The 25343-nt window shown below is 69.2% G+C and carries 31 protein-coding genes and 1 riboswitch; of the genes, 26 read left to right on the top strand and 5 right to left on the bottom strand.

The annotated features are described in order from the left end of the window. The first annotated feature begins 730 nt into the window (after positions 1 to 730). Positions 731 to 1486, top strand: coding sequence for an ANTAR domain-containing protein (locus ACYVLP_RS19905; RefSeq protein WP_460629051.1), 756 nt, complete (start codon positions 731 to 733; stop codon positions 1484 to 1486). On the opposite strand, the gene ACYVLP_RS19900 is transcribed toward ACYVLP_RS19905, so the two are convergent. Beyond that, the gene (locus ACYVLP_RS19900) at positions 1483 to 2295 is read right to left on the bottom strand and encodes a sigma-70 family RNA polymerase sigma factor (protein ID WP_460629050.1); all 813 of its coding nucleotides are present in this window, start codon (positions 2293 to 2295) and stop codon (positions 1483 to 1485) included. The genes ACYVLP_RS19905 and ACYVLP_RS19900 overlap by 4 nt on opposite strands. Positions 2296 to 2590: 295 nt before the next feature. Between ACYVLP_RS19900 and ACYVLP_RS19895 the strand changes: the two genes are divergently transcribed. The 13 genes from ACYVLP_RS19895 to ACYVLP_RS19835 all read left to right on the top strand — a co-directional run bounded on the left by ACYVLP_RS19895 (position 2591) and on the right by ACYVLP_RS19835 (position 9802). After that, entirely contained in the window at positions 2591 to 2860 is a 270-nt protein-coding gene (locus ACYVLP_RS19895; RefSeq protein ID WP_460629049.1) for a DUF7218 family protein, read from the top strand. Positions 2861 to 3007: 147 nt separating this feature from the next. Continuing rightward, positions 3008 to 3661: a hypothetical protein gene (locus ACYVLP_RS19890; protein ID WP_460629048.1), complete on the top strand. Its 654-nt coding sequence runs from the start codon at positions 3008 to 3010 to the stop codon at positions 3659 to 3661. A gap of 1 nt (position 3662) precedes the next feature. Continuing rightward, positions 3663 to 4976, top strand: a complete 1314-nt coding sequence (locus ACYVLP_RS19885) for an SRPBCC family protein (RefSeq protein WP_460629047.1) — start codon at positions 3663 to 3665, stop codon at positions 4974 to 4976. Positions 4977 to 4996: 20 nt separating this feature from the next. After that, complete coding sequence (gene gvpJ / locus ACYVLP_RS19880) at positions 4997 to 5479, top strand: gas vesicle protein GvpJ (protein WP_460629046.1); 483 nt, start codon at positions 4997 to 4999, stop codon at positions 5477 to 5479. A 3-nt stretch (positions 5480 to 5482) separates the two neighbouring features. Beyond that, positions 5483 to 6229, top strand: a complete 747-nt coding sequence (locus tag ACYVLP_RS19875) for a GvpL/GvpF family gas vesicle protein (protein WP_460629045.1) — start codon at positions 5483 to 5485, stop codon at positions 6227 to 6229. Beyond that, positions 6220 to 6495 (top strand): gas vesicle protein GvpG, encoded by a 276-nt coding sequence (locus tag ACYVLP_RS19870; RefSeq protein ID WP_460629044.1) that lies wholly within the window; start codon positions 6220 to 6222, stop codon positions 6493 to 6495. Before ACYVLP_RS19875 ends, ACYVLP_RS19870 begins: the two co-directional genes overlap by 10 nt. Continuing rightward, entirely contained in the window at positions 6488 to 6754 is a 267-nt protein-coding gene (gvpO, locus tag ACYVLP_RS19865; protein ID WP_460629043.1) for a gas vesicle protein GvpO, read from the top strand. The genes ACYVLP_RS19870 and gvpO overlap by 8 nt, the downstream gene beginning before the upstream one ends. Further along, a complete protein-coding gene (locus ACYVLP_RS19860) occupies positions 6751 to 7137 on the top strand; it encodes a gas vesicle protein (protein WP_460629042.1) in 387 nt (128 codons plus the stop codon). Before gvpO ends, ACYVLP_RS19860 begins: the two co-directional genes overlap by 4 nt. After that, entirely contained in the window at positions 7134 to 7940 is an 807-nt protein-coding gene (locus tag ACYVLP_RS19855) for a GvpL/GvpF family gas vesicle protein (protein WP_460629041.1), read from the top strand. The genes ACYVLP_RS19860 and ACYVLP_RS19855 overlap by 4 nt, the downstream gene beginning before the upstream one ends. After that, on the top strand, positions 7937 to 8149 hold the full coding sequence (locus tag ACYVLP_RS19850; protein WP_460629040.1) for a gas vesicle protein: 213 nt from the start codon (positions 7937 to 7939) through the stop codon (positions 8147 to 8149). The genes ACYVLP_RS19855 and ACYVLP_RS19850 overlap by 4 nt, the downstream gene beginning before the upstream one ends. A 2-nt stretch (positions 8150 to 8151) precedes the next feature. Continuing rightward, positions 8152 to 8808 carry a GvpL/GvpF family gas vesicle protein gene (locus ACYVLP_RS19845; RefSeq protein ID WP_460629064.1) on the top strand — a complete coding sequence of 219 codons (657 nt, stop codon included), beginning with the start codon at positions 8152 to 8154 and terminating at the stop codon, positions 8806 to 8808. Beyond that, positions 8805 to 9080, top strand: a complete 276-nt coding sequence (locus ACYVLP_RS19840; protein WP_460629039.1) for a gas vesicle protein K — start codon at positions 8805 to 8807, stop codon at positions 9078 to 9080. The genes ACYVLP_RS19845 and ACYVLP_RS19840 overlap by 4 nt, the downstream gene beginning before the upstream one ends. A gap of 227 nt (positions 9081 to 9307) precedes the next feature. Further along, positions 9308 to 9802, top strand: a complete 495-nt coding sequence (locus ACYVLP_RS19835; protein WP_460629038.1) for a methylglyoxal synthase — start codon at positions 9308 to 9310, stop codon at positions 9800 to 9802. Positions 9803 to 9990: 188 nt separating this feature from the next. Here ACYVLP_RS19835 and ACYVLP_RS19830 read toward each other — a convergent pair whose 3' ends face one another. Next, the gene (locus ACYVLP_RS19830; RefSeq protein ID WP_460629037.1) at positions 9991 to 10356 is read right to left on the bottom strand and encodes an ArsR/SmtB family transcription factor; all 366 of its coding nucleotides are present in this window, start codon (positions 10354 to 10356) and stop codon (positions 9991 to 9993) included. A 53-nt stretch (positions 10357 to 10409) separates the two neighbouring features. Here ACYVLP_RS19830 and ACYVLP_RS19825 point away from each other — a divergent pair, with 53 nt between their 5' ends. Together ACYVLP_RS19825 and ACYVLP_RS19820 are read left to right on the top strand one after the other, a co-directional pair. Further along, the gene (locus ACYVLP_RS19825) at positions 10410 to 11540 is read left to right on the top strand and encodes a cation diffusion facilitator family transporter (RefSeq protein WP_460629036.1); all 1131 of its coding nucleotides are present in this window, start codon (positions 10410 to 10412) and stop codon (positions 11538 to 11540) included. 47 nt (positions 11541 to 11587) lie between these two features. Then, positions 11588 to 11812, top strand: coding sequence for a hypothetical protein (locus ACYVLP_RS19820; RefSeq protein WP_460629035.1), 225 nt, complete (start codon positions 11588 to 11590; stop codon positions 11810 to 11812). 106 nt (positions 11813 to 11918) lie between these two features. Here the strand turns inward: ACYVLP_RS19820 and ACYVLP_RS19815 are convergent, their stop codons facing one another. The 3 genes from ACYVLP_RS19815 to ACYVLP_RS19805 form a co-directional block, all read right to left on the bottom strand. Continuing rightward, the gene (locus tag ACYVLP_RS19815) at positions 11919 to 12761 is read right to left on the bottom strand and encodes a class II glutamine amidotransferase (RefSeq protein ID WP_460629034.1); all 843 of its coding nucleotides are present in this window, start codon (positions 12759 to 12761) and stop codon (positions 11919 to 11921) included. A 77-nt stretch (positions 12762 to 12838) separates the two neighbouring features. Further along, on the bottom strand, positions 12839 to 13633 hold the full coding sequence (locus tag ACYVLP_RS19810) for an acyltransferase (RefSeq protein ID WP_460629033.1): 795 nt from the start codon (positions 13631 to 13633) through the stop codon (positions 12839 to 12841). Between the two features lie 87 nt (positions 13634 to 13720). Further along, positions 13721 to 15175, bottom strand: coding sequence for a YibE/F family protein (locus tag ACYVLP_RS19805; RefSeq protein WP_460629032.1), 1455 nt, complete (start codon positions 15173 to 15175; stop codon positions 13721 to 13723). Positions 15176 to 15285: 110 nt separating this feature from the next. Between ACYVLP_RS19805 and ACYVLP_RS19800 the strand changes: the two genes are divergently transcribed. From ACYVLP_RS19800 to gcvP, 10 genes are all read left to right on the top strand, one after another. After that, positions 15286 to 15915: a CDP-alcohol phosphatidyltransferase family protein gene (locus ACYVLP_RS19800; protein WP_460629063.1), complete on the top strand. Its 630-nt coding sequence runs from the start codon at positions 15286 to 15288 to the stop codon at positions 15913 to 15915. Further along, positions 15912 to 16910 (top strand): DUF881 domain-containing protein, encoded by a 999-nt coding sequence (locus ACYVLP_RS19795; RefSeq protein WP_460629031.1) that lies wholly within the window; start codon positions 15912 to 15914, stop codon positions 16908 to 16910. The genes ACYVLP_RS19800 and ACYVLP_RS19795 overlap by 4 nt, the downstream gene beginning before the upstream one ends. Continuing rightward, complete coding sequence (locus tag ACYVLP_RS19790; RefSeq protein ID WP_452271545.1) at positions 16907 to 17239, top strand: small basic family protein; 333 nt, start codon at positions 16907 to 16909, stop codon at positions 17237 to 17239. Before ACYVLP_RS19795 ends, ACYVLP_RS19790 begins: the two co-directional genes overlap by 4 nt. 2 nt (positions 17240 to 17241) lie before the next feature. Then, entirely contained in the window at positions 17242 to 18855 is a 1614-nt protein-coding gene (locus ACYVLP_RS19785) for a DUF881 domain-containing protein (protein ID WP_460629030.1), read from the top strand. Between the two features lie 196 nt (positions 18856 to 19051). After that, on the top strand, positions 19052 to 19441 hold the full coding sequence (gcvH, locus tag ACYVLP_RS19780; protein ID WP_460629029.1) for a glycine cleavage system protein GcvH: 390 nt from the start codon (positions 19052 to 19054) through the stop codon (positions 19439 to 19441). Between the two features lie 124 nt (positions 19442 to 19565). Further along, positions 19566 to 20009, top strand: a complete 444-nt coding sequence (locus ACYVLP_RS19775; RefSeq protein ID WP_460629028.1) for an FHA domain-containing protein — start codon at positions 19566 to 19568, stop codon at positions 20007 to 20009. A gap of 21 nt (positions 20010 to 20030) precedes the next feature. Then, positions 20031 to 20753 carry a transcriptional regulator FtsR gene (gene ftsR / locus ACYVLP_RS19770; RefSeq protein WP_460629027.1) on the top strand — a complete coding sequence of 241 codons (723 nt, stop codon included), beginning with the start codon at positions 20031 to 20033 and terminating at the stop codon, positions 20751 to 20753. 40 nt (positions 20754 to 20793) lie between these two features. Further along, entirely contained in the window at positions 20794 to 21288 is a 495-nt protein-coding gene (locus ACYVLP_RS19765) for a bifunctional nuclease family protein (RefSeq protein ID WP_452271550.1), read from the top strand. Between the two features lie 240 nt (positions 21289 to 21528). Further along, positions 21529 to 22113: a MerR family transcriptional regulator gene (locus ACYVLP_RS19760; protein ID WP_460629026.1), complete on the top strand. Its 585-nt coding sequence runs from the start codon at positions 21529 to 21531 to the stop codon at positions 22111 to 22113. A 67-nt stretch (positions 22114 to 22180) separates the two neighbouring features. After that, a riboswitch (glycine riboswitch) is annotated at positions 22181 to 22287 on the top strand. An 84-nt stretch (positions 22288 to 22371) separates the two neighbouring features. Then, positions 22372 to 25317: an aminomethyl-transferring glycine dehydrogenase gene (gcvP, locus tag ACYVLP_RS19755; RefSeq protein ID WP_460629025.1), complete on the top strand. Its 2946-nt coding sequence runs from the start codon at positions 22372 to 22374 to the stop codon at positions 25315 to 25317. The last annotated feature ends 26 nt before the right edge of the window (positions 25318 to 25343 follow it).

Genomic DNA, 25343 nt, shown 5'->3' with positions numbered 1-25343 from the left:
TCGAGTGAAGAGTCACGCCCGGGATCGTCGAACACAGCCCACCACCAACCAGGCCGCGACGCCATCCTCACAGTCGAGTGAGCACGTCGTCACACGCGTCACCTGCGCGTGACAAACGGCACGACCTGCTCACTCGACGAGGGTGTCCGGCTCTCAGGCGACCCGGTACCTCACGACGTCGGTCGCGCACGGTCCGCAGACCCGCGAGCACGGTCCATCGGACGACACCGCCGCCCCTGCGGTTTGAAGGGCAACGATGTCGCCAGTCCGTGAATACCCTCACGCCGCGGGCTCACACGAGGGCCCGCGGCGCGGCGCAGGATCAGGAATTTGTTCCGGCGTCGTTTGAGGTCTTCTGCGAGGGGTATAGAACTGCTGACGGCAGGGCGTGAGGGGCAACATCATTGCTCGACCGTCTCCCGGCTCCCCCCTAGATGGCCGGGATCGGCGTCGCGTCCGCACCCCGCCCGTGCATCCCGCGGACGCGACGCATCCAGTTGCAACGCCCACCGCGCAGCCAACGACCCTCGTGGCCATGTGCGCGCTGGCAGGGTCGGCGACTGCGCGGCTCATGTCCTGCCGATACCCCGTGTAGCGCCCGTCAAACAAGCCTGCGCTCCCCGGCCATATCTGGCCGGCCTCAGGGCGAGTCGTGCCCGATCGGTGGCGGGTACGTCCTGCGCGATCGGGACTATCGTGAGAGATGTCCGACGCAGGAGGTGGGTGCGTCATGACCAACAATCCGGTCGGGGCCGGACCCATGACAGGGGACCTTCGCGCACTCGCGGAGTCGTTCGCCGACATCGGCGCTCAAGTGGGCGCACGTGACGCTGGTCCGACGCTTCAGGCCGTCGTCGACACGGCAGTCGAACGGGTCAGCGGTACCAGATGGGCCAGCATCACCAGCCTGCACAAGAACACGTTCTCGACGGTCGTGTCCACCGGCGAGACGGCCCGGCTCGCCGACGCGATCCAGTACGCCGTGGGGTCTGGTCCCTGCGTGGATGCCATCGTGGACGACGCCATCTATCGGCCTCGTGACCTGCGCCAGGACGTGCGCTGGCCGGAGTACGGACGTCGAGTCTCGGCCGAGCTGGGGATTCGGAGCATGGTCTCCTACCGCTTGTCCGTCGAGGTGGACGACTCGATCGACGGCCTGAACCTGTACTCCGACGAGGTGGATGCCTTCAGCGACGAGGCGGTCATGGTGGGACTCATGGTCGCCACGCACGGCGCGCTGACGGCCGCGCTCGTCGCGAACCGGCACAAGATCGACAACCTCGAGCAAGCGCTACGAAGCAGCCGTGAGATCGGCATGGCGATGGGGGTCCTCATGGCGACACACCACGTGAGCCGCGAGCAGGCCTTCGACCTGCTCCGCCTGGCCAGCCAGAACAGCAACAGGAAGCTGCGTGACGTCGCCGGCGAGGTCGCGGACACCGGGTCGCTGCCGTCCCTCCGGCCGCGACCCGGCCATAGCGCCTAGCTCGCCGTTGTCACCGGGGTGAAGCCGTCGTCGAGCGTGAGGCGGTCGGCGAGCCGCCGGGTGATGTCACGGAGCTTTCGAGACACCTGCATCTGGGTCATGCCACGCACCTCACCGATCTCACGTTGTGTGCGGCACTCGACGAACCTCATGAGCAGGAGCTCACGGTCGAGCTGGTCGAGCTCTCCCAGAGCCAGCGACAGACAGACCCGGTCGTCTGCACTCTCGAGGGCCTCGTCCGGACACGCAAGCACGTCGGTGAGGGCGGGCTTGTCGTCGTCGGTGGGAGAGCAGTCGAGGGACAGCGGGCGGTAGTTGCTCATCGCCGTGGTGGCCTCCCTCACCTCGTCCCGGGTGGTGTCGACCGCTTCGGCGAGCTCGGCGTCATCAGGGGTGTGGCCGAGCTCCTGCTCGATGCGCTCGCGTTCGGCGGAGAGGTTCGCGCGGAGCTCCTGCACTCGCCGCGGTGGGCGCACCATCCACCCGCGGTCGCGGAAGTGTCGTTTGAGCTCGCCAGAGACTGTGGGCACGGCGTATGCCGCGAACGACGGTCCGTTACCTGGGCGGTAACGCCGGATGGCCTTGACCAGAGCCAGTCGCGCCACCTGGACCAGGTCGTCGTGGTCGATCCCGCGGCCCGCGTAGCGGCCGGCCATGGTCTCGCACAGGTCGAGGTACAGCAGGGTGATTCGCTCAAAGGTCCGGCTTGCCGATCTCTCGTCGGTCGCGTGGACCAGCTCCTCGAAGAGGCGCTCGGTGCGAGAGTCGCGATGCGTGAAACGGGGATGGTGGTCGAGTGGCTGCGCCATGACTGTCTCCGGTCGGTTCGGATGACGGAGTCGGCGCGAGGTTGTACCGCTCTGGTATCTCGACCATCCCATCCTTCGAGGACCTGCGCAACGACCGCTGTGCCGAAGGTCGCGACACGGCATACGAAAAGCATTGCTACTCAAGGACGTTGGGGCCATGTGCCGCTCGGAGGTCGAAAGTCACCGGGTGGCGCAAACTGGTCATACCGGGCCGGCGAGGTTCTCAGAAGCAACAGGTATGGCGTCGGATCTGGGTACAGCGTCCGATGTCAGACACGTTTCGAGGAGGCGTCAGATGCCAGGCAAAGACCCGGGTCCTTCGGTCAAGGACAAGCACCTCTACGAGTCCCTTCGGGACGAGGGGGCGAGCAAGGAGAAGGCGGCGCGCATCTCCAACGCCGCGTCCAACACGTCGCGCTCGAGCGTGGGCCGCAAGGGCGGCAAGGCGAGCGACTACGACGAGATGACCAAGGACCAGCTGCTCCGGCGGGCTCGCGAGATCGGCATCAGCGGGCGCTCGAAGATGAGCAAGTCTCAGCTCATCTCAGCCTTGCGCAACCACTGATCTGGGCACCCGTTCCAGGAGCCAGGACGATGGGTCGCGCTCGGCCCTGCGCCGGGTCGCGAACGGCGACGCGTGTTAGCGCGGCGGGGGGGCGGGGTAGTCCTCACTGCAAGTGCAACACGTGTTTTCGTTGGGAAGGAGCCCGGAATGTCCACCACTACCCGGGTCGGGGCGGCGGTTCTGGCCGGATACGCCCTGGGCCGCTTCAAGAAACTGCGACTCGCGCTCGTCGTCGGGTCCGCCTTGGCGAACGGCAACGTTCGCTCCAAGGGTGCTCAGCTGCTGCAGAAGGGCACTGGGGGCCTGCTCTCCGGCCCCGAAGCGTCCAAGCTGACCGAGCAGATCGGCAAGCAGCTCACCGAGACTCTCCGGGCGGCCGCCATCTCGGCCGCGGCCGGGCAGATCGACAAGATCAGTGACCGGATCAGCGACCGCAGCGCCGGCCTCCGTGGCGAGAAGGCGTCAAAGAGCGCCGGCGACGAGGCCGACGACCAGCCCGAGGACGAGTACGACGAGCCTGAGGACGAGTACGACGACGAGTCCGAGGAGGCGGAGGAGCCAGAGGACGAGTACGACGACGAGCCTGAGGACGAGGACGACGAGCCTGTAGACGAATACGAGGACGACGAGTACGACGACGAGGGGTCGGAGGACGAGGGCGACCCCGAGGACGAGGCCGAGGCTGAGGACGAGTACGACGAGCAGGACGAGCAGGACGAGGACCAGGACGAGCCGGACGAGGCACCCGAGCCGCGACGAGCCGCTCGGCGTCGTCGGGCAGCCGCTCCAGGAAGGGCATGACATGAAGCCGTCGAAACACGAGTCAGGACTGTCAGGGCTCCTGTCGGAGCTGCCGATGGACCGCCTGCGCGACGAGGCGGCCGACTTCGGACACGCCCTCACGCACAAGGGCCTGTCATCGGTCAGCGGCCGGATCGGGTCGGTCACCGACCGGCTCTCGGACATCACCGAGGGCACGACCAGGGGAAAGGTGGCCAAGAACATGGCCAAGGGAGACTCGCCCGTCAAAGCCGGCCTCAAGGGTGCCGCATCGAAGGTGACCGACCAGGTCAAGGACGCGTTCTCCAACCTCACCGGGATGGGTGGGTCCGGAAGCAACGCCAAGCTCAAGGTGACGAACATCCTCGAGCACGTCGACGTCCCGGTGAACCGTCAGGTCGCCTACGACCAGTGGACGCAGTTCGAGGACTTCCCGAAGTTCATGAAGAAGGTCGAGACCGTCTCGCAGGAGGAGGACGAGAAGCTGGCGTGGAAGGCGCAGATCTTCTGGTCCCACCGCAGCTGGACGGCCACGATCACCGACCAGGTCCCGGGCGAGCGCATCGTCTGGAAGTCGCAGGGCCAGAAGGGCCACGTCGACGGTGCGATCACGTTCCATGAGCTGGCTCCTGACCTGACGCGGGTGCTGATGGTCCTCGAGTACCACCCCAAGGGCCTGTTCGAGCACACCGGGAACCTGTGGCGCGCCCAAGGCCGCCGGGCTCGGCTGGAGCTCAAGCATTTCGCGCGCCATGTCGCAACCCAGACGTTGCTGCACCAGGACGAGCTCGACGGGTGGCACGGCGAGATCCACGACGGCAAGGTCAAGAAGTCGAGCTCACGGTCCACCAAGGGTTCGTCCACGTCGGCAGACGGGTCCTCGTCGCAGTCACGCACCCGCAAGCAGACCAGCGGAAGGTCGTCGACCAGCAGGTCGTCGAGCGGCGGGTCGTCGAGCGGCGGGTCGTCACGCAGCCGGTCGTCACGGAGCGGGTCGTCAGGTAGTGGGTCCTCGAGCAGCGGGTCCTCGAGCGGCCGTAGCCGCACGGCAGCCGCTCGGACCTCGCCGCGGCGCACCACGAGCGCCAGCACGTCGAGTGGGCGCGAAGGCGGGGGGTCGGCCTCCAAGACCGCGAGCTCCGCGAAGTCCACCGGGACCTCGACTGCGAAGACCACCGCCCGCAAGACGAGCGCCGGCTCGTCCACCGCCAAGAAGGCGGCCCCGAGGAAGTCGACCGCGAAGAAGGCGACTGCCAAGACGACCGCCAAGAAGACGACCCCGCGGAAGTCGACGTCTCGCGGGTCGACCGCGAAGACGGCGACAGCGGCCAAGTAGCAGTGTGAGGAGGCTGACACGTGACTGTCACATCGCAACCGACCAACCGCTACGTCGACAGGCCGGCCCCGAGCAGCCTGGCTGATGTCATCGAGGTGATCCTCGACAAGGGCCTGGTTATCGACGCCTACGTCCGGGTGTCCCTGGTGGGCATCGAGCTGCTCACCGTGGACGCGCGCATCGTCGTCGCGAGCGTCGACACCTACCTGCGTTTCGCGGAGGCCGTGAACCGTCTCGACCTGCGCGAGACCGAGACCAGCGGCATCCCTGAGCTCGTCGAGAACGTGACCGAGTCCGGCGCCAAGGGCAAGACGTCCGGGGCGATCGAGGGCGCCAAGGACAAGCTGCACGACATCCTGCCGGGCGGGGACGATGACGACGACAAGGACGAGGACGAGGACGAGGACAGCGGACGGGGGAGCCGCACGCGGTCCGCACGCAAGCAGACCGCGTCGCGCTCACGGTCCACCAGCCAGCGGCGTTCGTCGTCCAAGGAAGGCTGACGCGTGGAAGTGCACCTCTACGGTGTGATGTGGTCGAGCGCGGTGGTGCCGGACGGCATCGACGGCCGGGGAGGCACGTCGCCCCGGCTCGTGGTCGACGACGACCTTGCGGCCCTCGTCGGCGACGTCGACTCGGACGTCGCGCCCCGGCGCCAGGACCTGCTCGCGCACGCCCATGTGCTCGAGGCCTGCGCCGAGGCGGAGACCGTCATCCCGGCGCGTTTCGGCATCGTGCTGGACGACGACGACAACGTATGCCGTCGCGTCCTGAACGGGCAGAGGGACGTGCTCCGACACCTGCTGAGAACGTTCGAGGGCCTGCAGCAGGTGACGGTCCGGGTGTCGGTCCCCGAGGAGCTCGCGCTGCGAGAGGTGCTGGCCCGGCGACCCGACGTGCGAGAGGCGCGTGAGCGGATGACCGCTTCCGGACGCTCCGTGGCCGCCACGGACGAGCTCGTCGAGCTCGGGCGGGAGGTGTCCTTGGAGGTCGCCGAGATCCGCGAGCAGCAGCGGCACGCGGTGCTCGAACGGCTGGCGCCGCTTGCGCGGGCCGTGGCCGAGAACGAGGCAACCGGTGAGTGGGAGGCCGTGAACGCGGCCTTCCTCGTCGACCGCCGAACGAGGGACAAGTTCGACCTGGCCGTGAGTCTCATTGAGCAGCAAGGCTCCTCGCAGGTCCGCTACGTGGGGCCGCAACCGCCCTACTCCTTCCTGGAGCCTGCCCAGGCCGGTGAGCTCGCGTGGGCTTGATCACCGGACTGCTCACCCTGCCCCTCGCGCCTGTGCGCGAGGTGGTCTGGGTGGCCGGCCAGATCCAGCGGGAGGCCGAGCGCCAGTGGTCCGACCCGGCGGCGACCCGGCGCGCCCTGGCCGAGCTCGACGTGATGGTCGCATCCGGGCTCATCGACAGCGAGGAGGCTGAGCGTCGCGAGGAGGCTCTGGTGCAGCGACTGCTCGGGACCCCGCAGGGGGACGCCGGCGGGTGGGTGATCGACGAGGAGGCGCACCGTGGCTGAACGGATGACTGTCAAGAAGGCAGGCGCGACCGCACTGGCCGAGATCGGCGAGCTCGTCGGGTGCCCGGCCGAGGGCGTGACCGGCGTCCGCAAGGACGCCGACGTGTGGGTCGTGACCGTGGAGGTCCTCGAGGTGGGCAGGGTCCCAGAGACGACCGATGTCATGGCCAGCTATGAGGTGCAGATCGACCCAGACGGAGACGTCGTGGGCTACCGGCGCCTGCGGCGGTACCTGCGCGCGGACGTGGAGGGAACATGACTCAGACACAGAGCCACAGCTCGACCCGGGCCGAGGCGCCCGGGCAGTCATCTGCGCACGGCGACGGGCTCGCGCGCAGCTCACCGTCGTTCGTGTCCCGCACGCCCCCGCCGAGCGGGCAGAACCTCGCCGACATCCTCGAACGCGTCCTCGACAAGGGCGTGGTCATCGTGGGCGACATCCAGGTGCGGCTGCTCGACATCGAGCTGCTCACCATCAAGATCCGGCTCATGGTCGCGTCGGTCGACCGGGCCCGGGAGATGGGCATCAACTGGTGGGAGGGTGACCCGTTCGTGAGCCACGGTGACCGCGCTGTGAACGGCGACGACAACCACCGGTCGATCGAGCAGGGCAAGGGCGGCACGGACGGGAAGCAGTCGTGACGCGCGGCACTCGCGACCCCGAGACGGTCGTCCACGTCTACGGAGTCGTGCCGAGCGGCGCCGACCCCGCCCTTCCCGTCGGCCTTGACGGACAGCCGGTCACCATCACGGCGATCGGTCCCTTCGACGCCGTCGTCAGCACGCTCGACGCGGCACGCTTCGGCGCCCGGGCGTGGGCCGAGCACGCGGAGGACCTGCCGTGGCTTCAGGAGGTCGCCACCGCTCACCACGAGGTGCTCCAGCGGGTGGTGGAGCAGACCACCGTCGTGCCGTTGCGTCTGCCGGGCATCCATGACGACCTCCCGCGACTCCAAGCCGCACTGCGACAGGCCGAGCCCAGCCTGGCCGCCGCGCTGGCGCTCGTCGAGGGCCACGTCGAGATGGGGCTGCACGTGTTCGGCAGCGGCGAGCCGGAGGCCGCAGCGACGCTGGACTCGGAGGAGTCGGCAAGCCCACATCCCCGCAGCGGGCGGGACTATCTGCAGCAGAGGGCCGATGAGTCCCGTCGGCGGTCCGGCCATCCGCTGCTGGAGGAGTCGGCCGCGGACGCCCTCCACCAGACCGTGGCGGCCTACTCGAAGCGCGCCCACCTGCACCGGGTTCAGGACCGCGCGATGTCGGGACGTCCAGAGCCGATGCTGCTCAACGCCTCGTACCTCGTGGCCCGCGCCGAGGTGGACCCGTTCCTTGAGAACGTAGCTCGCCTGGGCGCGAGACTCAGCGACGAGCGCCTGACCGTGGAGTGCACAGGGCCGTGGCCGGCATACGGGTTCGTTGCCGAGGCCGTGGAGTCGCCGGCATGACCGTGCAGCGCTCGTCCGCGACGCAGGATGTCGCACTCGTGGACCTCGTCGACCGCCTCATCGACGGTGGCGTCGTGGTGACGGGAGACATCCTCCTGTCGGTCGCCGACGTCGACCTCGTCTACCTCGGCCTCCGGCTTGTCCTCGCACCGGCCCGCGTGGCCGGACCGGCACTCGGGAGCCGAGAAAGCCATGAGCCGAGGTCGTGAGCATGCTCCTTCTGTATGCCGTCGTGCCGGGTCGACCGGATCCCTTCGTCACCGCCTGGGCTGAGTCGACGGGCCTCCAGATCGCCGGAGGGGACGAGGTCTCTGTGGTCTGCGAGCAGGTCGCAGAGCGCCCTGACGCCAGCAGGGAGGCACTGCTGGACTTCGGCGCCCGGCTCATCACTCTCGCTAAGGGCGCGGCAGTGCTGCCGATGCGCTACGGCACTCTCGTGGCCGACGAGTCCGACCTCGACGACCTGGTCGCCCGCGAGGCGGGGGAGTGGGTTGCTCGGCTGAGGCAGGTGGCGGGCCATGGCGAGCTGATCGTCCACGCCTCGCGGCAGGGGTTCTTGGATCCCGCTCGGTCCGTCCCGCCCGACCCAGCGCCGACAGGGCGTGCCTATCTGGAGCGCCGTGCCGCCGAGCATCGCGCTGAGGTGGAGCTCGGGCAGGTCATGACCGACGTGGTCAACCCCTTCTGCCGTGCGGTTCGAGCCCTGCGCGGAGATGCCGAGATCCGGCTGGCTTGCCTTGTGGCACAAGGCGATCAGGCTTCCCTTCGTGACGCCGTCCGCGACTGGGCTTCGGGAGCCGAGAGTCGTGCGGCGACCGTCACAGGTCCGTTCCCGGCGTTCAGCTTCGCCGAGGGAGTGGTCGCATGAGTGAGAGCGCGGATCGCGTCCTGGTTGACCCGGAGTCCGTCGAGAAGGGTCTCGTCCAGCTCGTCCTGACTCTCGTCGAGCTGGTGCGTCAGCTGATGGAGAAGCAGGCGGTCCGGCGGATGGAGGCCGGTGATCTCAGCGACGACCAGGTCGAGCGTCTCGGGACGACGCTCATGCTGCTCGACGAGAAGATGAGTGAGCTCCGCGACCACTTCGGACTCACCACGGATGACCTCAACATCGATCTCGGCCCGCTCGGGCGCCTCCTCTGACGGCGCACGAGCACGGCTCCGGGTCACCACAGTCGACCAGATGTTCAGTCGTGGGGCAGTTCGTCGACGTGTGACCGCAACAACACGCCAGATGGTCGACAGTCGAGTGCCAGCGGGCACCGAACACCTATTGCAACGAGGTGCTCACTGCCGCGCAACACGGATGTCATGTCGGCCACGGACGATGGCAACGTCCAGCACGTGTGCCATAGGCAGGACGGAGTGACATGACGCAGCGCGGAATCGCCTTGGTGGCCCACGACAACAAGAAACCCGACCTGCTGGCCTGGGCAGCGTTCAACAGCGACACGCTCGCAGCACACCGGCTGTACGCGACCGGGACGACGGGCACGCTCCTTCAGTTCGAGCTCGGCCTTCCCGTGACCAGGCTCCTCAGCGGACCGGTCGGGGGCGACCAGCAGATCGGAGCGCGCATCGCCGAGGGCACCATCGACCTGCTCATCTTCTTCTGGGACCCGCTCGAGCCCCAGCCCCACGACCCGGACGTGAAGGCGCTTCTCCGCGTGGCGGCGGTGTGGAACACCCCGGTGGCGTGCAACGTGGCCAGCGCGGACCTGATGATCTCCTCGCCCCTGCTCTTCAGCGACTACACCGCGGCCCGTCCGGACTTCGGCGACCGTCCGACTGACGGATTCGCGCGCGGAGCGAGTGCCGGATCTCGTGCGCCGCAGGTATCACAGGCGCCTCAGGATGCTCTGTAGCCCGTTGAGCCACAACACAGATCCGGACCGAGGGGTGCCCGAGTCATGTTCGCCGTATTCGTCGTCGCCATGAGTGTCGTCGTCGCTGTCGTCATCGACCGGACGGTCAACCACCGCTGAGTCGCCGAACCTGGCCGGGCTGAAGCAGGCCGGGCTGAGCCGGGCCGGGCCGGGCCGGGCCGAGCCGGCTAGACCCCTGGCACGCTGTGGCGGTGGCTGTGCTCCGGGCCGAGGTCGTGGATCTCGTGGTCGGCGTGGGACAGTGCCTCGGCGAGCAACGTCCGAACGTGCGTGTCGGCCGCGGTGTAGTAGACGAACGTGCCCTCACGCCGCGTCTGCACCAAACCGGCCAGGCGGAGCTTGGCCAGGTGCTGGCTGACCGACGTCGCCGAGACCCCGGCCAGGTCGGCGAGGCAGGACACGGATGACTCACCCTGGAGCAGAGCCCACAGGAGCTTGACGCGGGTCGGGTCGGCCAGCATCCGGAACGAGTCCGCCGCGAGCTGGGCCTGGTGGTCCTGCGGCATCGTGATGTTCGGGATGGCATCATGCACTCCACAACCCTACTGCCTGATTACCTTCACATATACGCAGGTAACATGGTCACATGCCCGGACCCGACTCGCACGACCACCACACCGCCTCCGGCAGGCCGCACGGGCATGACCAGGCGGACGCCCACCACCACGCCCACGACCACGCCCATGGCCACGACCATGGCGATCACGGGGGTCACGTGCACGACCGGGCTCTGTGGGGCAGGGTCAGGCATGCGGCGAGCGAGATCGTCGGTCTGCACTCGCACGACGCGGCCGACCAGGTCGACGAGACACTCGAGGCGAATGCCGCTGGACGGCGAGCCCTCTGGCTGAGCCTCGCCGCGCTGGCGGTCACGGCGACCCTCCAGGCAGTCGTCGTCAGCGTGTCTGGGTCCGTCGCGCTGCTCGGCGACACGTTGCACAACTTCGCGGATGCGCTCACGGCGGTGCCGCTGCTCGTGGCCTTCTCGCTGGCGCGACGCGCGGCGTCCCGGCGCTTCACCTACGGCTACGGCCGTGCGGAGGATCTCGCCGGTCTGTTCGTCGTCGCGATGATCGCGCTGTCCGGGCTGCTGGCCGCCTGGGAGTCGGCCCGGCGGCTCGTAGACCCGCAGCGGGTCAGCAGCCTCTGGCTCGTTGCGGCCGCGGCGCTCATCGGGTTCGCGGGCAACGAGCTGGTGGCGCGATATCGCATCCGTGTCGGGCGAAGGATCGGGTCCGCGGCCCTCGTCGCCGATGGTCTGCATGCCCGGACCGACGGCTTCACCAGTCTGGCCGTTCTCGCCGGCGCCGGTGGCGTAGCTCTCGGCTGGGACGCCGCCGATCCGGTCGTCGGCCTGGTCATCACGCTGGCGATCCTGGGCGTCCTGCGGTCCGCGGCGGTGCAGGTCGGCGCACGCCTCATGGATGCCGTCGGGCCGGAGCTGGTAACCGCAGCCGTGACAGCGGTGGCGGCAGTGCCCGGGGTGGTGGACGTGCGTGATCTTCGGATGCGCTGGATCGGCCACTCGCTGCGGGCCGAGGTCGATGTGACGGTCTCGCGCGACCTCACGCTGGTGCGGGCTCATCAGGTCGCGCATGCCGTCGAGGCGGCGCTTCGCGCAGGCGTGCGTCGGCTGGATGCCGCCCTGGTCCACACGAGTCCGGCCGGGGCACACGCGACATCCGGAGGAGTCGCCGCGCCGGGACTCGCGCGGTAGGGCCGCCTGGCGGCAGGCCGGTTGCACACGGGTGTCATGCTGGGGGAGTGCGACCGACCGTCGTGTCCATCCTGGTGCTCCTGCTGCTGCTCGGTGCGTGCAGCCTGTGGGTTCTCGAGGACGCCAGGACGCGCGAAGACCGGGGGCACCCCGTCGTTGCCAGCATCGGGAGCTACACCATCGACCGACCCGAGATCTGGGCGGCCCTGAGCCTGCTCGTCTGCGTCCTTGCCGTCCCGATGTATCTCGTCGCCCGTCGCGAGGACGGCTGAAGGCGGATCGCCCCAGAGCGAAAACCCCTGAGAGCGACGGCGGCTCGCGCCGCCGCGATCACGCGATCTGCCGATCCGGCGACCCGCCGATCAGGCGATCTGCCGATCAGGCGACCAGCGCAGGCGGCTCGGGCTCGAAGGTCCGGATCTCGTCGTCGCCGGGCTGGATGATCCCGACCGACGACTCCGGCACCTCTCGCCACGCGCCCGGCAGATCGAGCAACGGCTCCGACACGACCAGGCGCGTCTCCGGACTGAGGCGGTTGAGCTGCTCGACCTCTGGGTGCAGCAGCCGAAGCTGTGTGACGTCAGTCGAGTGGTACAGCGTGCGTGTCTTGCGCTCGCTCGAGTAGCGGAACGCCCAGACGGACTCGCCGTCGCTCGTCGCCATGGTCGCCTGCACCGGGTTGGGGACGCCGCGGCGGGAGGCGAGGTCCTCGACGAACCCCACGGCCCGGGCCACGCCACGGATGGGATCGTCCTCGAGCCCGAAGGTCAGGGCGAGGAAGAACAGCATCTCCGAGTCGGTCGACCCTTCGATGTGCGGGTAGAGGGCCGGGTCCACCGCGAACGCCAGGTCGCGCTTGAGGTCGTGGAACCCGCGGATCAGCCCGTTGTGCATCCACAGCCAGTTGTCATGGCGGAACGGATGGCAGTTGCTGCGCTGCACCGGCGTCCCCGTCGAAGCGCGGACGTGCGCGAACAGCAGCCGGGTCTCCACCTGGCTGGTCAGCTCGCGCAGGTTCTGGTCGTTCCACGCCGGGTCGACGCTCTTGAACACCGCCGGCCGCGGGCCGAGGCCGTACCAGCCGATCCCGAAGCCGTCCCCGTTGGTCGTCGTCGCGCCCATGCGCGAACGCAGGCTCTGCTCGATGAGCGAGTGCTCGGGCTTGAAGAGAAGGTCCTCGGCAAGCAGCGGATCCCCTGAGTACACCATCCAGCGGCACATGCTTCCACGGAAGCAGGCCACGGCCCGCGAGGCAAGGCCTCTCGGGAGCCGATCGTGCCGCGACCGCCGCGACGGTCTCAGAACCGGATCAACATCGAGGCCTTGGCGGCCCTGAGCATCGCAGCCAGCCGCCGCTTGGCCCGGGTCCGCTGGCTGATCGTGTGAACCTTCGGCGTCTGGCCGACCTCAGCGGTCAGTGCCCAGTAGGGCGACTTCTTCACTGTCTTGGCATCCGGCTTGTTGTACGGCTTCACGAGCGTCAGGTGCGGACGCTCCCAGGAGATGTTGCGACGCACGACCTTCGCCGGGACGCCCGCAGCGACGACGTTGTTGGGCAGGGCGCGCGTGACGATCGACCGCATACCGACGACCGAGCCGTCTCCGATAGACGCGCCCGCGAGGATGCACGACTCGAGGCCGAGCCACACGTGGTTGCCGATCGTGATGGACCGCGACTGGTTGACCCGCTTGCCGGTGCGCACGTCGAAGATCGGGTGGCCGTCGTCGGCACGGATCTGGACGTCCGAGGCGATCATCACGTCATCGCCGATGCGGATGGTCGTGCCCTCGGCCGCGGACATCGCCACCTTGGTCGTCGTGGAGACGTTGCTGCCGAACAGGACCTTGGACTTCTCACCGACCCTGATGGCGGCTCGCAGCGCCGGCACTCCCTGGCTCGGACCGATCTCGACCAGACCCTCGTTGCAGTCGAAGTCGATGATGAGGTGCTCGATCCGCTGCGGGCTCGAGATCCGCAGCGTGTTGTTGACGCCGACGAACTTGACGCGGACATCCGACTTCACCTGGCCGTCGAACTCGATGCGGTTCCCGCGATCGTCCGCGTACGCCTCGAGGGTCCTGAGCAAGATCATGGCCGGGAGCATAGTGGGTATCTGGGAGCAGGTTTAAAGCAACTGCAACGTATGCCGCGAGCCGGGCCACCCGGCATACGCCGACGGTCAGTCGGGGGGCGCCATGCGCGCCCGGGCCTCAGCGCGCGTGGCCGGATGGCGAGGACCGCTCGCCGAACGCACGAGGTCCTCAGCGGTCGGCCCCACCTGCCGTCGCCCGTAGGCGTCGTAGGGGCTCAGGTCCTCATACGGGTCGTGCTCGACGTGTCCCTGGTCGGCGCGAGCAGGCTCGGACTCCGGGGCTGCCTTGGCAGCTCCGACAGTCAGGGCCGCGATGGCGGTGGTCATCGGGACCGCGAGAACCAGGCCGATCGCGCTCGCCAGCGTGCGGACGATCTCCTCAGAGAGCGACTCGGTCTGGATCAGGTCGAGAACGGGCCGCTCATAGATGAACAGGAGCAGCAGCACGGGCAGAGCAGCGCCGGCGTACGCGAAGACGATGGTGTATATCGTCGAGGCGATGTGGTCGCGGCCGATCCGCATCCCGGACCGGAAGAGCTCACGACGACCCATGGACGGCGCCGCGGACCGAAGCTCCCACACCGCCGAGGACTGGGTGATGGTCACGTCGTTGAGCACACCCAGGCCCGCGACGATGATCGCAGAGGTGAGCAGCTCCTGAGGGCTGAGGTTCTGGGCGAAAGACACCAGCGTCGCGCCCTCGTCGCTCGCCACACCGCTGAGCCGGGCCAGGTCCACCGCCAGCACTCCCAGTACGGCGGTGATCGCCACCCCGATCAGGGTCCCTGCCAATGCGGTGCTGGTCCGGATGGACAGGCCATGGGCCAGGTAGAGGACGACGAACATGATCAAGGCTGACCCGACGACCGCCACGAGCAGCCCCGACTCCCCGGCAAGCAGCGCAGGGAGCATGAACTTGACGACGACAAGGCCGCCGAACGCGAGACCGACGAGGGCCAGGATGCCGCGCCAGCGCGCAACGAGTGCCACCACGAGCACGAAGAGCACGAACATCAGCGACAGCGGCGCCCCTCGCTGGACCTGCAGGAAGGAGTAGGCCTCGGGCTGGCTGTCCTGGGCCGGGATCCGCAAGAGCATGACCGTGTCGCCCTCGCGAAGCCCCGACACCGAGATCGCGGGCGGCACGGACACCGACACCGTCGGGTGGACGTCACCCGAGGTCGCGGTGGGCTGCTCCAGCTGCACGGTGATCGCGCCGCACCTGGTGCCCGCTTCGACGACATCGCCGCCCTGCCCGGCAGCAGGCGGCGCGCCCGTCTGTGCGTCCTTGCCGGTGCACACCGGCAGCACCTTGAGCACCTCGGCCGTCGGGAACGTCGCCCCCGGCGCCGCGAAGTCGCTGGTCTTGATCGTGGTCGCCTTGCTGGCGTCCGGCCACAGCCGGACCACGCCGAAGATGGTGACCGCGAGAGCCACGCCGAGGAACAGCGTCAGGGCCACCCGGGCGACAACGCCGACGCTCACCGTGCTCTCGGCCTCGTGAGCGCCATGGGCATGACTGTGGTGCGGTCCGCCGGGCATGGAGCAGAGTGTGCCACGGGTGAATTGCGACAGTGTGACTTCGTGTCCGGATGGATGCGGTCCGCTTTGGGCCGAGGGACCCCATGGCAGTTAGGCTTGCCGCCGTGGAGGTGGACAAGGTGCCGGAAAAGGTGCCCGACAAGGTGCCGGACGAGCGTGAACACGTGGTGTCCGAGCGCCTGCTGACCATCCCCAACGTGCTGTCCGTCCTTCGTCTGCTCGGGGTCCCGGTCTTTCTCTGGGCGATCCTCAGCGAGCGCGACGGGCTGGCCCTGCTCGTGCTCGCACTGTCGGGCGTCACCGACTACCTCGACGGCAAGATCGCCCGCCGGTTCAACATGGAGAGCCGCCTCGGGCAGTTCCTCGACCCGATAGCGGACCGGCTCTACATCCTGACGACCCTCATCGGGCTGCTCTGGCGCGACATCATCCCGCTCTGGTTCGTCATCGCGCTCGTGGCCCGCGAGGTCGTCATGGGTCTGATGCTGCTTTACCTGCGCAGCCGCGGCCAGCTCGGCCTCCCGGTCCACTACGTCGGCAAGGCGGCGACCTTCAACCTGCTCTACGCGTTCCCCCTGCTGCTCCTGGCCCAGCGGGACGACTGGATCGGCGACCTTGCGCGTCCGGTCGGCTGGGGCTTCGCGTGGTGGGGCCTGGCCCTCTACTGGCTCGCCGCGGTGCTGTATGCCGTCCACGCCAGGATCGTGCTGGCCGGCCGCAAGCGGGTGGTGACGCCGTGACGCAGCAGGGGCGTCGCCCGGACGAGTCGATGACGCTGCTCACCTCTATGCTCGAGCGCCCGCTCGACCCGGGCTACCAGGACGCCGCTGACCGACGCGAGGCTGCCGGCCTCCCCAGGGCGACCTCGACTCGCACAGCCCTCGTCGTCCTGCTCGCGATCCTCACTGGATTCTTGTTCGCCGTCGCAGCGCAGTCGTTGCGTCCGAAGCCGACTGCCGCCGCCGCGCTCAAGCAGCAGCTCGTATCGCGCATCGAGGCCTTCCAGAAGCACTCGACGGACCAAGAGGCGCGGATCGCGGCAGTCAGCAAGCAGGTCAGCGACTACGAGGCGCTCGCTCTGACGCAGTCCGGTAGTGCCGACCTCAGTGGCACGATCAAGCAGCTCGAGGTGGACGCCGCGGCCGTTCCCCTGACCGGCCCGGGGCTCACGCTGACCATCGACGACGCGCCGTCGACCGAGGTCGACGGCAACGCCGGGTCTCGGCCGAGCAGCGACTTCCAGCAGGGGCAGGTCACCTCAGGCGACCTGCAGATCATCGTCAACGGGCTTTGGGGTGCCGGGGCCGAGGCGATCTCGATCAACGGGCACCGGCTCAGCTCGACCGCGGCGATCCGGTTCGCCGGTCGCGCGATCATCGTCGACTTCCGCCCGCTCTCCCGTCCCTACGTGATCACCGCGCTCGGCGACGCCAACGCGATGCAGCAGCTCTTCGAGCCGTCTTTCGCCGGGGTGTACCTCTCCGAGCTGACTCACCAGTACAAGATCCGCTCCTCGCTGGCGGCCGCCGACTCGCTCACCGTCCCGGGTGACTCGGCCGCACGCCTCGAGGTCGCCAAGCCCCTGCACGACACCGTAGGCTCACAGCCGCCGAGCGTCCCGAGCGTCTCCGGCTCATCGACCGGTTCGACCAGCACGACCGGCCAGAGCAGCAAACGTCAGCCGGCGGGATCCACCACCCCCAAGGCAACCCCCAGTCAGGAGAGCACGTCGTGATCCCAGTCTTCGGTCTGCTGGCGGGACTCGCGATCGGCATCTTCCTCAACCCGGCCGTGCCCGTGTGGCTCCAGCCGTACCTGCCGATCGCCGTCATCGCGGCGCTCGACGCTGTCTTCGGGGCCCTGCGCGCCGTGCTCGACGGGATCTTCAACGACAAGGTCTTCGTGGTGTCGTTCCTGTCGAACGTCGTCGTCGCCGCCTTCATCGTCTTCCTCGGCGACCAGCTCGGCGTCGGCGCTCAGCTGTCGACCGGCGTCGTGGTCGTCCTCGGAGTCCGCATCTTCTCGAACGTGGCCTCGATCCGACGGCACCTCTTCAAGGCCTGACTGTGGCGAGGAGAGCGAGGAAGCGAGCCACCCGACCCCCTGGCCGGCCGGGCAGCAGCACGACCCCACCGACCGATGCGGTCCAGCCCGACGTCGGCTCCGACCACGACGAGGACTACTGGAACCCCGAGGGGCCCGTCGAGCAGGAGGCCGAGGGAGCAGCCGAAGAAGGGGCGCAGGCGAACGCCCCGACCCAAGCCGCTCTGCCGGCTGCCGAGCCTGAGTCCGAGGACCAGCGCGAGGACCAGCGCGAGGACCAGCGCGGGGACCAGTCCAAGGACCAGCCGGCGATCGCCGCTGATGCGGCTTCGGACGAGCTCGACGAGTCTGCCGGCGGTGACCACCAGGCGGACGAGGCCGAGCCCGTCGCTGACCAGCCCGAGCCCGTCGCTGACCAGCCCGAGCCAGTCGCTGACCAGCCCGAGCCAGTCGCGGAGGAGGCCGAGCCCCTCGCGGAGGAGCCCGAGCCAGTCGCGGACGAGGCCGAGCCCCTCGCGGAGGAGCCCGAGCCCGTCGCGGACCAGCCCCAGCCCATCGCGGACCAGCCCCAGCCCGTCGCGGACCAGCCCGAGCCGGTCGCGGAGGAGCCTGACGTGTCGTCGGGCGACGAGCTGCCTGCTGACGGACGCCCCGGGACGCCGGCGACGCCGCTGCGAGACCAGACTCCGGTCCTGGCGCCGGAGACAGATGCGGCGGAGACGGCCGAGCCCGAGGAGACGGCCGAGCCCGCCGAGCCAGCTGCGACCGCCGAGCCCGCTGCGAACGGCCTCGCCGCCCTCGTTGCAACGGACCCGGCCACAGCGGCTTCTCGTCCCGCGGCTCCGGCCTCGACCGGGACCGACTTCGACGAGTTCGCCGCGGCGGCGGGCGAGCGGGAACCAGTCGAACGGCATTCCGTGGAGGGCAAGGCTGCCTGGGGGCGCCTGCTGAAGATGTCCAAGCCGCGTGCGACCCGCGGCAACCTGCTCGTGGCGCTCCTGGCGGTGCTGCTGGGGGCGGGCATCGCGGCGCAGGTGCAGCTGACGAACCAGCGCGGGCTCGACGAGCTCAGCCAGACGGACCTGGTCCGTGTCCTCGACGACGTGTCGTTGCGTGCATCGCGGCTGGACTCGCAGGTGCGCGAGCTCGAGGCCACCCGTGACCGGCTCAAGAGCGGCACGGGCACGACCGCCGAGGCGCTCCAGCAGGCTCAGAAGCGAGTCGACACGCTCGGGATCCTCGCCGGAACGATCCCGGCCAAGGGCCCGGGCATCACCTTGCGGATCAGCGATCCGGACAGCCAGGTCACCGCGCCGATCGTGCTCGACATCATCCAGGAGCTTCGGGACGCAGGCGCCGAGGCGATCGACGTGGGCGGGGTGCGCGTCGTGGGGTCGTCGTTCGTCGGCGATCGCGACGGCGAGATCGTCGTCGACAGCAAGACAGTCAGCCGACCGCTCGTCATCACCGTGATCGGGGACTCCAAGACCCTTTCGTCGGCGATGACGATCCCCGGCGGCATCGTGGAGACGGTGCGTCAGAAGGGGGCCAACGCCTCGATCGCAGAGTCCAACCTCGTCGAGATCACCTCGACACACACGCCGACAGAGCTGAAGAACGCGAAGCCGGTGGAGTGACGATGCGGACCCCACGCTTGCGGCTTCAGGAGTTCGACACCAGTCGAGGCGTGGGCGGCCCGGTCGTGGCATCCTCTCCCTTGCCGGTCCGGTCGCCGCGAGGGCTGTCGACACCGGCTGTCGGGCCTGGCCCAGACCTCTTCCGCACAACAGGACCCACCAAGGCCGGATCCCGGCCGTACCACGAAGGAGCGACATGAGCGACCTCGAGTACCCCTCCGACCTGCGTTACACGACCGACCACGAATGGGTGCGCGTCGGCGACGACGGCGTGGTCCGGATCGGGATCACCTCCTTTGCGCAGGATGCTCTCGGCGACGTCGTCTACGTGTCGCTCCCCGCGGTCGGAGACACGGTCGCCGTCGGCGACGCCTGCGGTGAGGTGGAGTCGACGAAGTCGGTCAGCGACGTCTACGCCCCGCTCGCCGGCGAGGTGACCGCGACCAACGCGGCGCTCGACGGCTCGCCCGAGCTGATCAACTCGGACCCCTACGGTGAGGGCTGGATGTTCGAGCTCCGCCTGGCGGACGCGTCGTCCGTCGATGGGCTCATGGACGCCACGGCATACACGGCGACCCTGTCCTGACCGCGCGGAGCCGCGGGGGCGCTGCCCGCTGCCGGCGACGCCTGGTCAACTACAGTGGTGTGCGAAACCCGGCCCGGATCCCGGTGCCCGCGACCACCGAGCCCACATGACAGAGGAGGACCGCATGTCGAGCGACCTGCCCGACCCCGACGACATGAATGTCGAACCCCGCACCATGCGGTTCCAAGGCGTTCCCGCAGAGACGGAGCACGTCGAGTCCCTCGACCCCAGAGGCCTGACGGCCGAGGACCAGGCGACGATCGAGGCGCTGCGCCCCGGCACCGCCCTGCTCGTCGTGCTGCGTGGCCCCAACACGGGTGCACGCTTCCTGCTCGACGACCAGGAGGTGGCCGCCGGCCGTCACCCTGACTCCGACATCTTCCTCGACGACGTGACAGTCTCGCGCAAGCACGCGGTGTTCGTCATGCAGGGCACCGGATATGTCGTGCGCGACTCCGGCTCGCTCAACGGCACGTATGTCAACCGGGAGCGGATCGAGGAGGCCCCGCTCCACACGGGCGACGAGGTCCAGATCGGCAAGTTCCGGCTCGTCTACTACGCCGCCTGACGTCCGGACGTCGCGACCCGGATGACCACTCGCGCGACGGCCGCTGACGGGCCGGGTGCGGTCGAGCGCCGCCTGACGATAGGCAAGGTCCTCGCCGCGCTCGAGGCCGACTTCCCTGACGTCACGGCCTCGAAGATCCGCTTCCTCGAGGCGGAAGGGCTGGTCCACCCGCATCGCACCGATGCCGGCTACCGCACGTATGCCGCCGAAGACGTCAAGCGTCTTCGCTACATCCTTGCGGCACAGCGGGATCGGTACTGGCCGCTCAAGGTGATCAAGGAGGCGCTCGACGCGCTCGACCGGGGCCTCGCAGACTCGGGCAACGGCGGCGGCCTGCCCAAGGCGCCTCCCATGATGGTCGACCGCGACCTCCCCACCGGCGCCGACCTGCTCGAGCGCCGGCGGGTGGCGCTGACCGGACCGGAGCTGCGGCACGCGACCGGCATCGACCGGGCCACGTTCAACGCCCTCGAGACCTTCGGCCTGCTGCAGGCCGACGCGACTGGTCACTATGGCGACGAGTCTCTCGCTGTGGCTGCGGCCGCCCGCACTCTCGGCCAGTACGGTCTCGAGCCCCGGCACCTGCGTCCGTTCAAGACGGCCGCGGACCGCGAGATCGGCCTCGTCGAGCAGGTTCTGGCCACGCGTCGTGGCGGAGGCACGCGCGACGAGCGAGCCGCCGAGATCGTGTCGGCCTGCGTCGCGCTGCACGTCGCGCTCGTCAAGGCGGGGCTCGCCCGTTGAGGGCGTCCCGTCGCCCAAGGACGCGGGGTACGGTGGAGACGTGAGAGAGGTCGATGTCCTTGGCGTCCGGGTCGAGATGCCGACCAACCAGCCGATCGTGCTGCTGCGCGAGCGCGACGGTGGTCGCTATCTCCCGATCTGGATCGGCGCCGCTGAGGCGGCTGCGATCACCTATGCCCAGCAGGGGGTCGTGCCCCCGCGCCCGCTGACGCACGACCTAATGCGCGACATCCTCGCGGCGCTCGGTCACGAGCTGACCGAGGTGCGGATCGTGGCGCTCAAGGACTCCGTCTTCCACGCGGCCCTCATCATCGACGGCACGTCCGAGATCAGCTCGCGCGCCAGCGATGCGATTGCGCTCGCCCTGCGCACCGGCTCCAAGGTGCTCGTCGAGCCCTCGATCCTCGACGAGGCCGCGATCGTCGTGTCCTCGGAGGAGGACGACGAGGTCGAGCGCTTCAAGGAGTTTCTCGACCACGTCTCCGCGGAGGACTTCGAGGGACCGGCGAGCACAGACCCGGACCGTGAGGAGTGAGCCGGCGCACCTCAGGTCGGACGGCGCCCGATAGGCTCACCTTCACGGTGAACCTGAAGGTTTACGGTTCAAAAGCGACACGCCAGGCACGTCAGGTCGACGGTGATTGACGACCCAACGGTCGCGGCCTACCGTCAAAGAGAACGACGCGACTGTAGTTATCTGGATGTCGTCTGCGACCAGACGCCGACGCAGCCGCGCGCCACGCATAACCCCGCAGCTAGGCACGAGGAGGACGGCATGGCCGCCATCGAGGACGCGCCCGAGGCCAGTCGGTCGATTCCGATCGGGTCGCAAGGCCTGCTGTTCACCGACGACCTTCCGGAGCTGGCTGACGACATCGGGTACCGCGGCCCGACCGCGTGCAAGGCGGCCGGCATCACCTACCGACAGCTGGACTACTGGGCCCGCACCGGCCTCGTCGAGCCCTCGGTGCGCAGCGCCACCGGCTCTGGCACCCAGCGGCTCTACGGCTTCCGAGACATCCTCGTGCTCAAGGTCGTCAAGCGGCTCCTTGACACCGGGGTGTCGCTGCAGCAGATCCGGATCGCGATCGGGCACCTGCGGGAGCGGGGTGTCGACGACCTCGCCCAGATCACCCTGATGAGCGACGGCGCCTCGGTCTACGAGTGCACCTCCGCCGACGAGGTGATCGACCTCGTCCAGGGTGGCCAGGGCGTGTTCGGCATCGCCGTGGGCCGCGTGTGGCGCGAGGTCGAGGGCGAGCTGGCGCAGCTGCCGAGCGAGCGTGCGGAGGACGAGCCGGCCGACCACCACCCCGGTGACGAGCTCGGCGCGCGCCGCCAGGCACGTCGCATGGCCTGAGCGAGCCCGACCGCCCGCGGGCGATTCCAGCCAGAGGCGTCCCGGCTGGTAGATTCGTAGGGCCGATCGACCCTGCGTGGGAGAGTCCTCGGGGTGCAGCCGCCGCTGCAGCTGCGAGGCGCCGAAGGGGCAACATCCCCGGAACCTCTCAGGCGCCAGGACCACGCGGGCGAGGCACATCTGGAGACGATGCACCACTGGGGGTCACGTCGACAGACGGGGAGCGTGTGTCGTCCGCTCAAACCCGCAGGAGCCCCAATGTCGCTCGACCAGCTCGCCACCCCCCACTCCCTCGGCTCCCTCTCCGAGGGCCCGAACGGCACGGCCTCGATGGCCGACTTCGTCGGCCGCCACGTCGGCCCCGACGGTGACGACATCGCCCACATGCTCGAGGTCGTGGGACAGCCCAGCCTCGACGCGATGGCCGACCGCGCCATCCCGGGCGCGATCCGCTCGGAGTCGCCCCTGCGCATCGAGGCGGCGGCCAGCGAGAGCGCCGTCATCGACGAGCTGCGCGGCTACGCGTCGCGCAACACCGTGCTCACCTCGCTCATCGGCCTCGGCTACTACGGCACGGTGACACCGCCGGTCGTGCGTCGCAACGTCCTCGAGAGCCCCGCCTGGTACACCGCGTACACGCCGTACCAGCCCGAGATCTCCCAGGGTCGGCTCGAGGCCCTGCTCAACTTCCAGACGGTCGTCACGGACCTGACCGGCCTGGACGTGGCCGGCTCGTCGCTGCTCGACGATTCGACCGCCGCTGCCGAGGCGATGTCGCTCATGCGCCGGGTCAGCAAGGCTTCCGCTGACGGCGTGGTCCTCGTCGATCGCCAGGTCTTCCCGCAGACGATCGCGGTGATGCAGACGCGTGCCGAGGCGATCGGCCTGCCCCTGCTCGTCACCGACCTCAGCAGCGTCTCGGACCCGGCGTCCCTGGCGGTCGCAGCCGAGGGCAAGGCCGTTGTCGGCGTCATGGTGCAGTACCCCGACGCCTCCGGTCACCTGCACGACTGGGCAGCCCTCACCGCGGCGGCACACGACGCCGGCGCCCTCGTGACGGCATGCGCCGACCTGCTCGCACTGACGCTGGTCGCGGCGCCAGGGGAGTGGGGGGCCGACATCGCGGTCGGCAGCGCGCAGCGGTTCGGCGTGCCGATGGGCTTCGGCGGCCCGCATGCCGGCTACATGTCGGTCCATCGCGGCCTCGAGCGTCAGCTGCCCGGCCGCCTCGTCGGGGTCTCCGTCGATGCCGACAGCCACCCGGCATACCGTCTGGCGCTGCAGACGCGCGAGCAGCACATCCGCCGCGAGAAGGCGACCTCCAACATCTGCACCGCCCAGGTGCTCCTAGCCGTCATGGCGAGCATGTATGCCGTGTGGCACGGACCGGCCGGCCTGGCGCGGATCGCGCGCCGGGTGGCCTCGCTCACCGCCGGCCTGCGCTCGGCTCTGCTCGAGGGAGGCATGGACGTCGAGACCACCGCCTTCTTCGACACCATCACGGTGTCGGTGCCCGGTCGTGCTGACACCGTCGTCTCCGGCTTCGCAGATCGCGGCATGAACATCCGCCGTGTCGATGCTGACCGCATCTCCCTCAGCCTCGACGAGACGTCCACTGCCGCAACGGTTCTCGCAGTCCTCGCGGCCTTCGGCATCGCGGTCGCCGACGACGCGAAGGCCGCCTGGGGTGCCGACGAGGCGAGCGGCATCCCCGCCGAGCTGACGCGGACGACCGACTACCTGACCCACCCCGTCTTCCACTCGCACCACTCCGAGACGGCGATGCTGCGTTATCTGCGCAAGCTCGCCGACCGTGACTTCGCGCTCGACCGCGGGATGATCCCGCTCGGGTCGTGCACGATGAAGCTCAACGCCACGACCGAGATGGAAGCGGTCACGTGGCCCGAGTTCGCGAACCTCCACCCGTTCGCGCCGGCAGACCAGACCGAGGGCATCCGCGCCCTCATCGACGACCTGGCCGGCTGGCTCTGCGAGATCACCGGCTACGACGCCGTCTCGCTCCAGCCCAACGCCGGCTCGCAGGGCGAGTTCGCCGGGCTGCTCGCCATCCACGCCTACCACCAGGCGCGCGGAGAAGGTCATCGCCGCGTGTGCCTCATCCCGGCCAGCGCCCACGGCACGAACGCCGCCTCGGCCGTCATGGCCGGCCTCAAGGTCGTCGTCGTCAAGACGGCCGAGGGCGGCACCGTCGACCTCGACGACCTCCGGGCCAAGGTCGAGGCGCACCGCGACGACCTCGCCGCGATCATGGTCACCTACCCCTCGACCCACGGTGTCTACGAGGACACCATCAGCGAGCTCTGCGAGCTCGTGCATGACGCCGGTGGCCAGGTCTATGTCGATGGCGCCAACCTCAACGCGCTCGTCGGGCTCGCCCAGCCCGGCAAGTTCGGCGCCGACGTCTCGCACCTCAACCTGCACAAGACCTTCTGCATCCCGCACGGCGGGGGCGGCCCCGGCGTCGGCCCGGTCGCGGTCCGCGCTCACCTGGCCCCACACCTGCCGAACCACCCGCTCGCCCCCGAGGCGGGCCCGGAGAACGGCGTGGGCCCGGTGTCCGCAGCCCCGTTCGGGTCGGCGAGCATCCTGCCGATCTCGTGGGCGTACGTGCGGCTCATGGGCGGTGACGGCCTGCGTCACGCGACCCAGATGGCGGTCCTCGGGGCCAACTACATCGCGGCACGTCTGCGCGACCACTACCCGGTGCTCTACTCCGGACACGACGGGCTCGTGGCCCACGAGTGCATCCTGGACCTGCGCCAGATCACGGCCGAGACGGGGGTCACCGTCGATGACGTCGCCAAGCGCCTCATCGACTACGGCTTCCACGCGCCGACCATGAGCTTCCCGGTCGCCGGCACGCTCATGGTCGAGCCGACCGAGTCCGAGAACCTCTACGAGCTCGACCGGTTCTGCGACGCCATGATCGCGATCCGCGAGGAGATCGAGTCGATCGGGCGAGGTGAGGTCGCCGTGGCCGACAGCATGCTGCGGCACGCGCCGCACACCTCGCTCGTGATCGCGGGGGAGTGGGACCACCCCTACGACCGCAAGGCCGCGGCCTTCCCTGTCGGTGTCCACGCTGCAGACAAGTACTGGCCACCGGTGAGCCGGATCGACGGAGCCTACGGCGACCGCAACCTCGTGTGCTCGTGCCCGCCCCCCGAGGCGTTCGAGGACTGAAACCACCGACGCGAATCTCTCGCGGC

The organism is Intrasporangium mesophilum (genome assembly GCF_054783095.1).
Note: the sequence above shows the minus strand (reverse complement) of the source record. Positions and strands in the feature narration are given on the sequence as shown.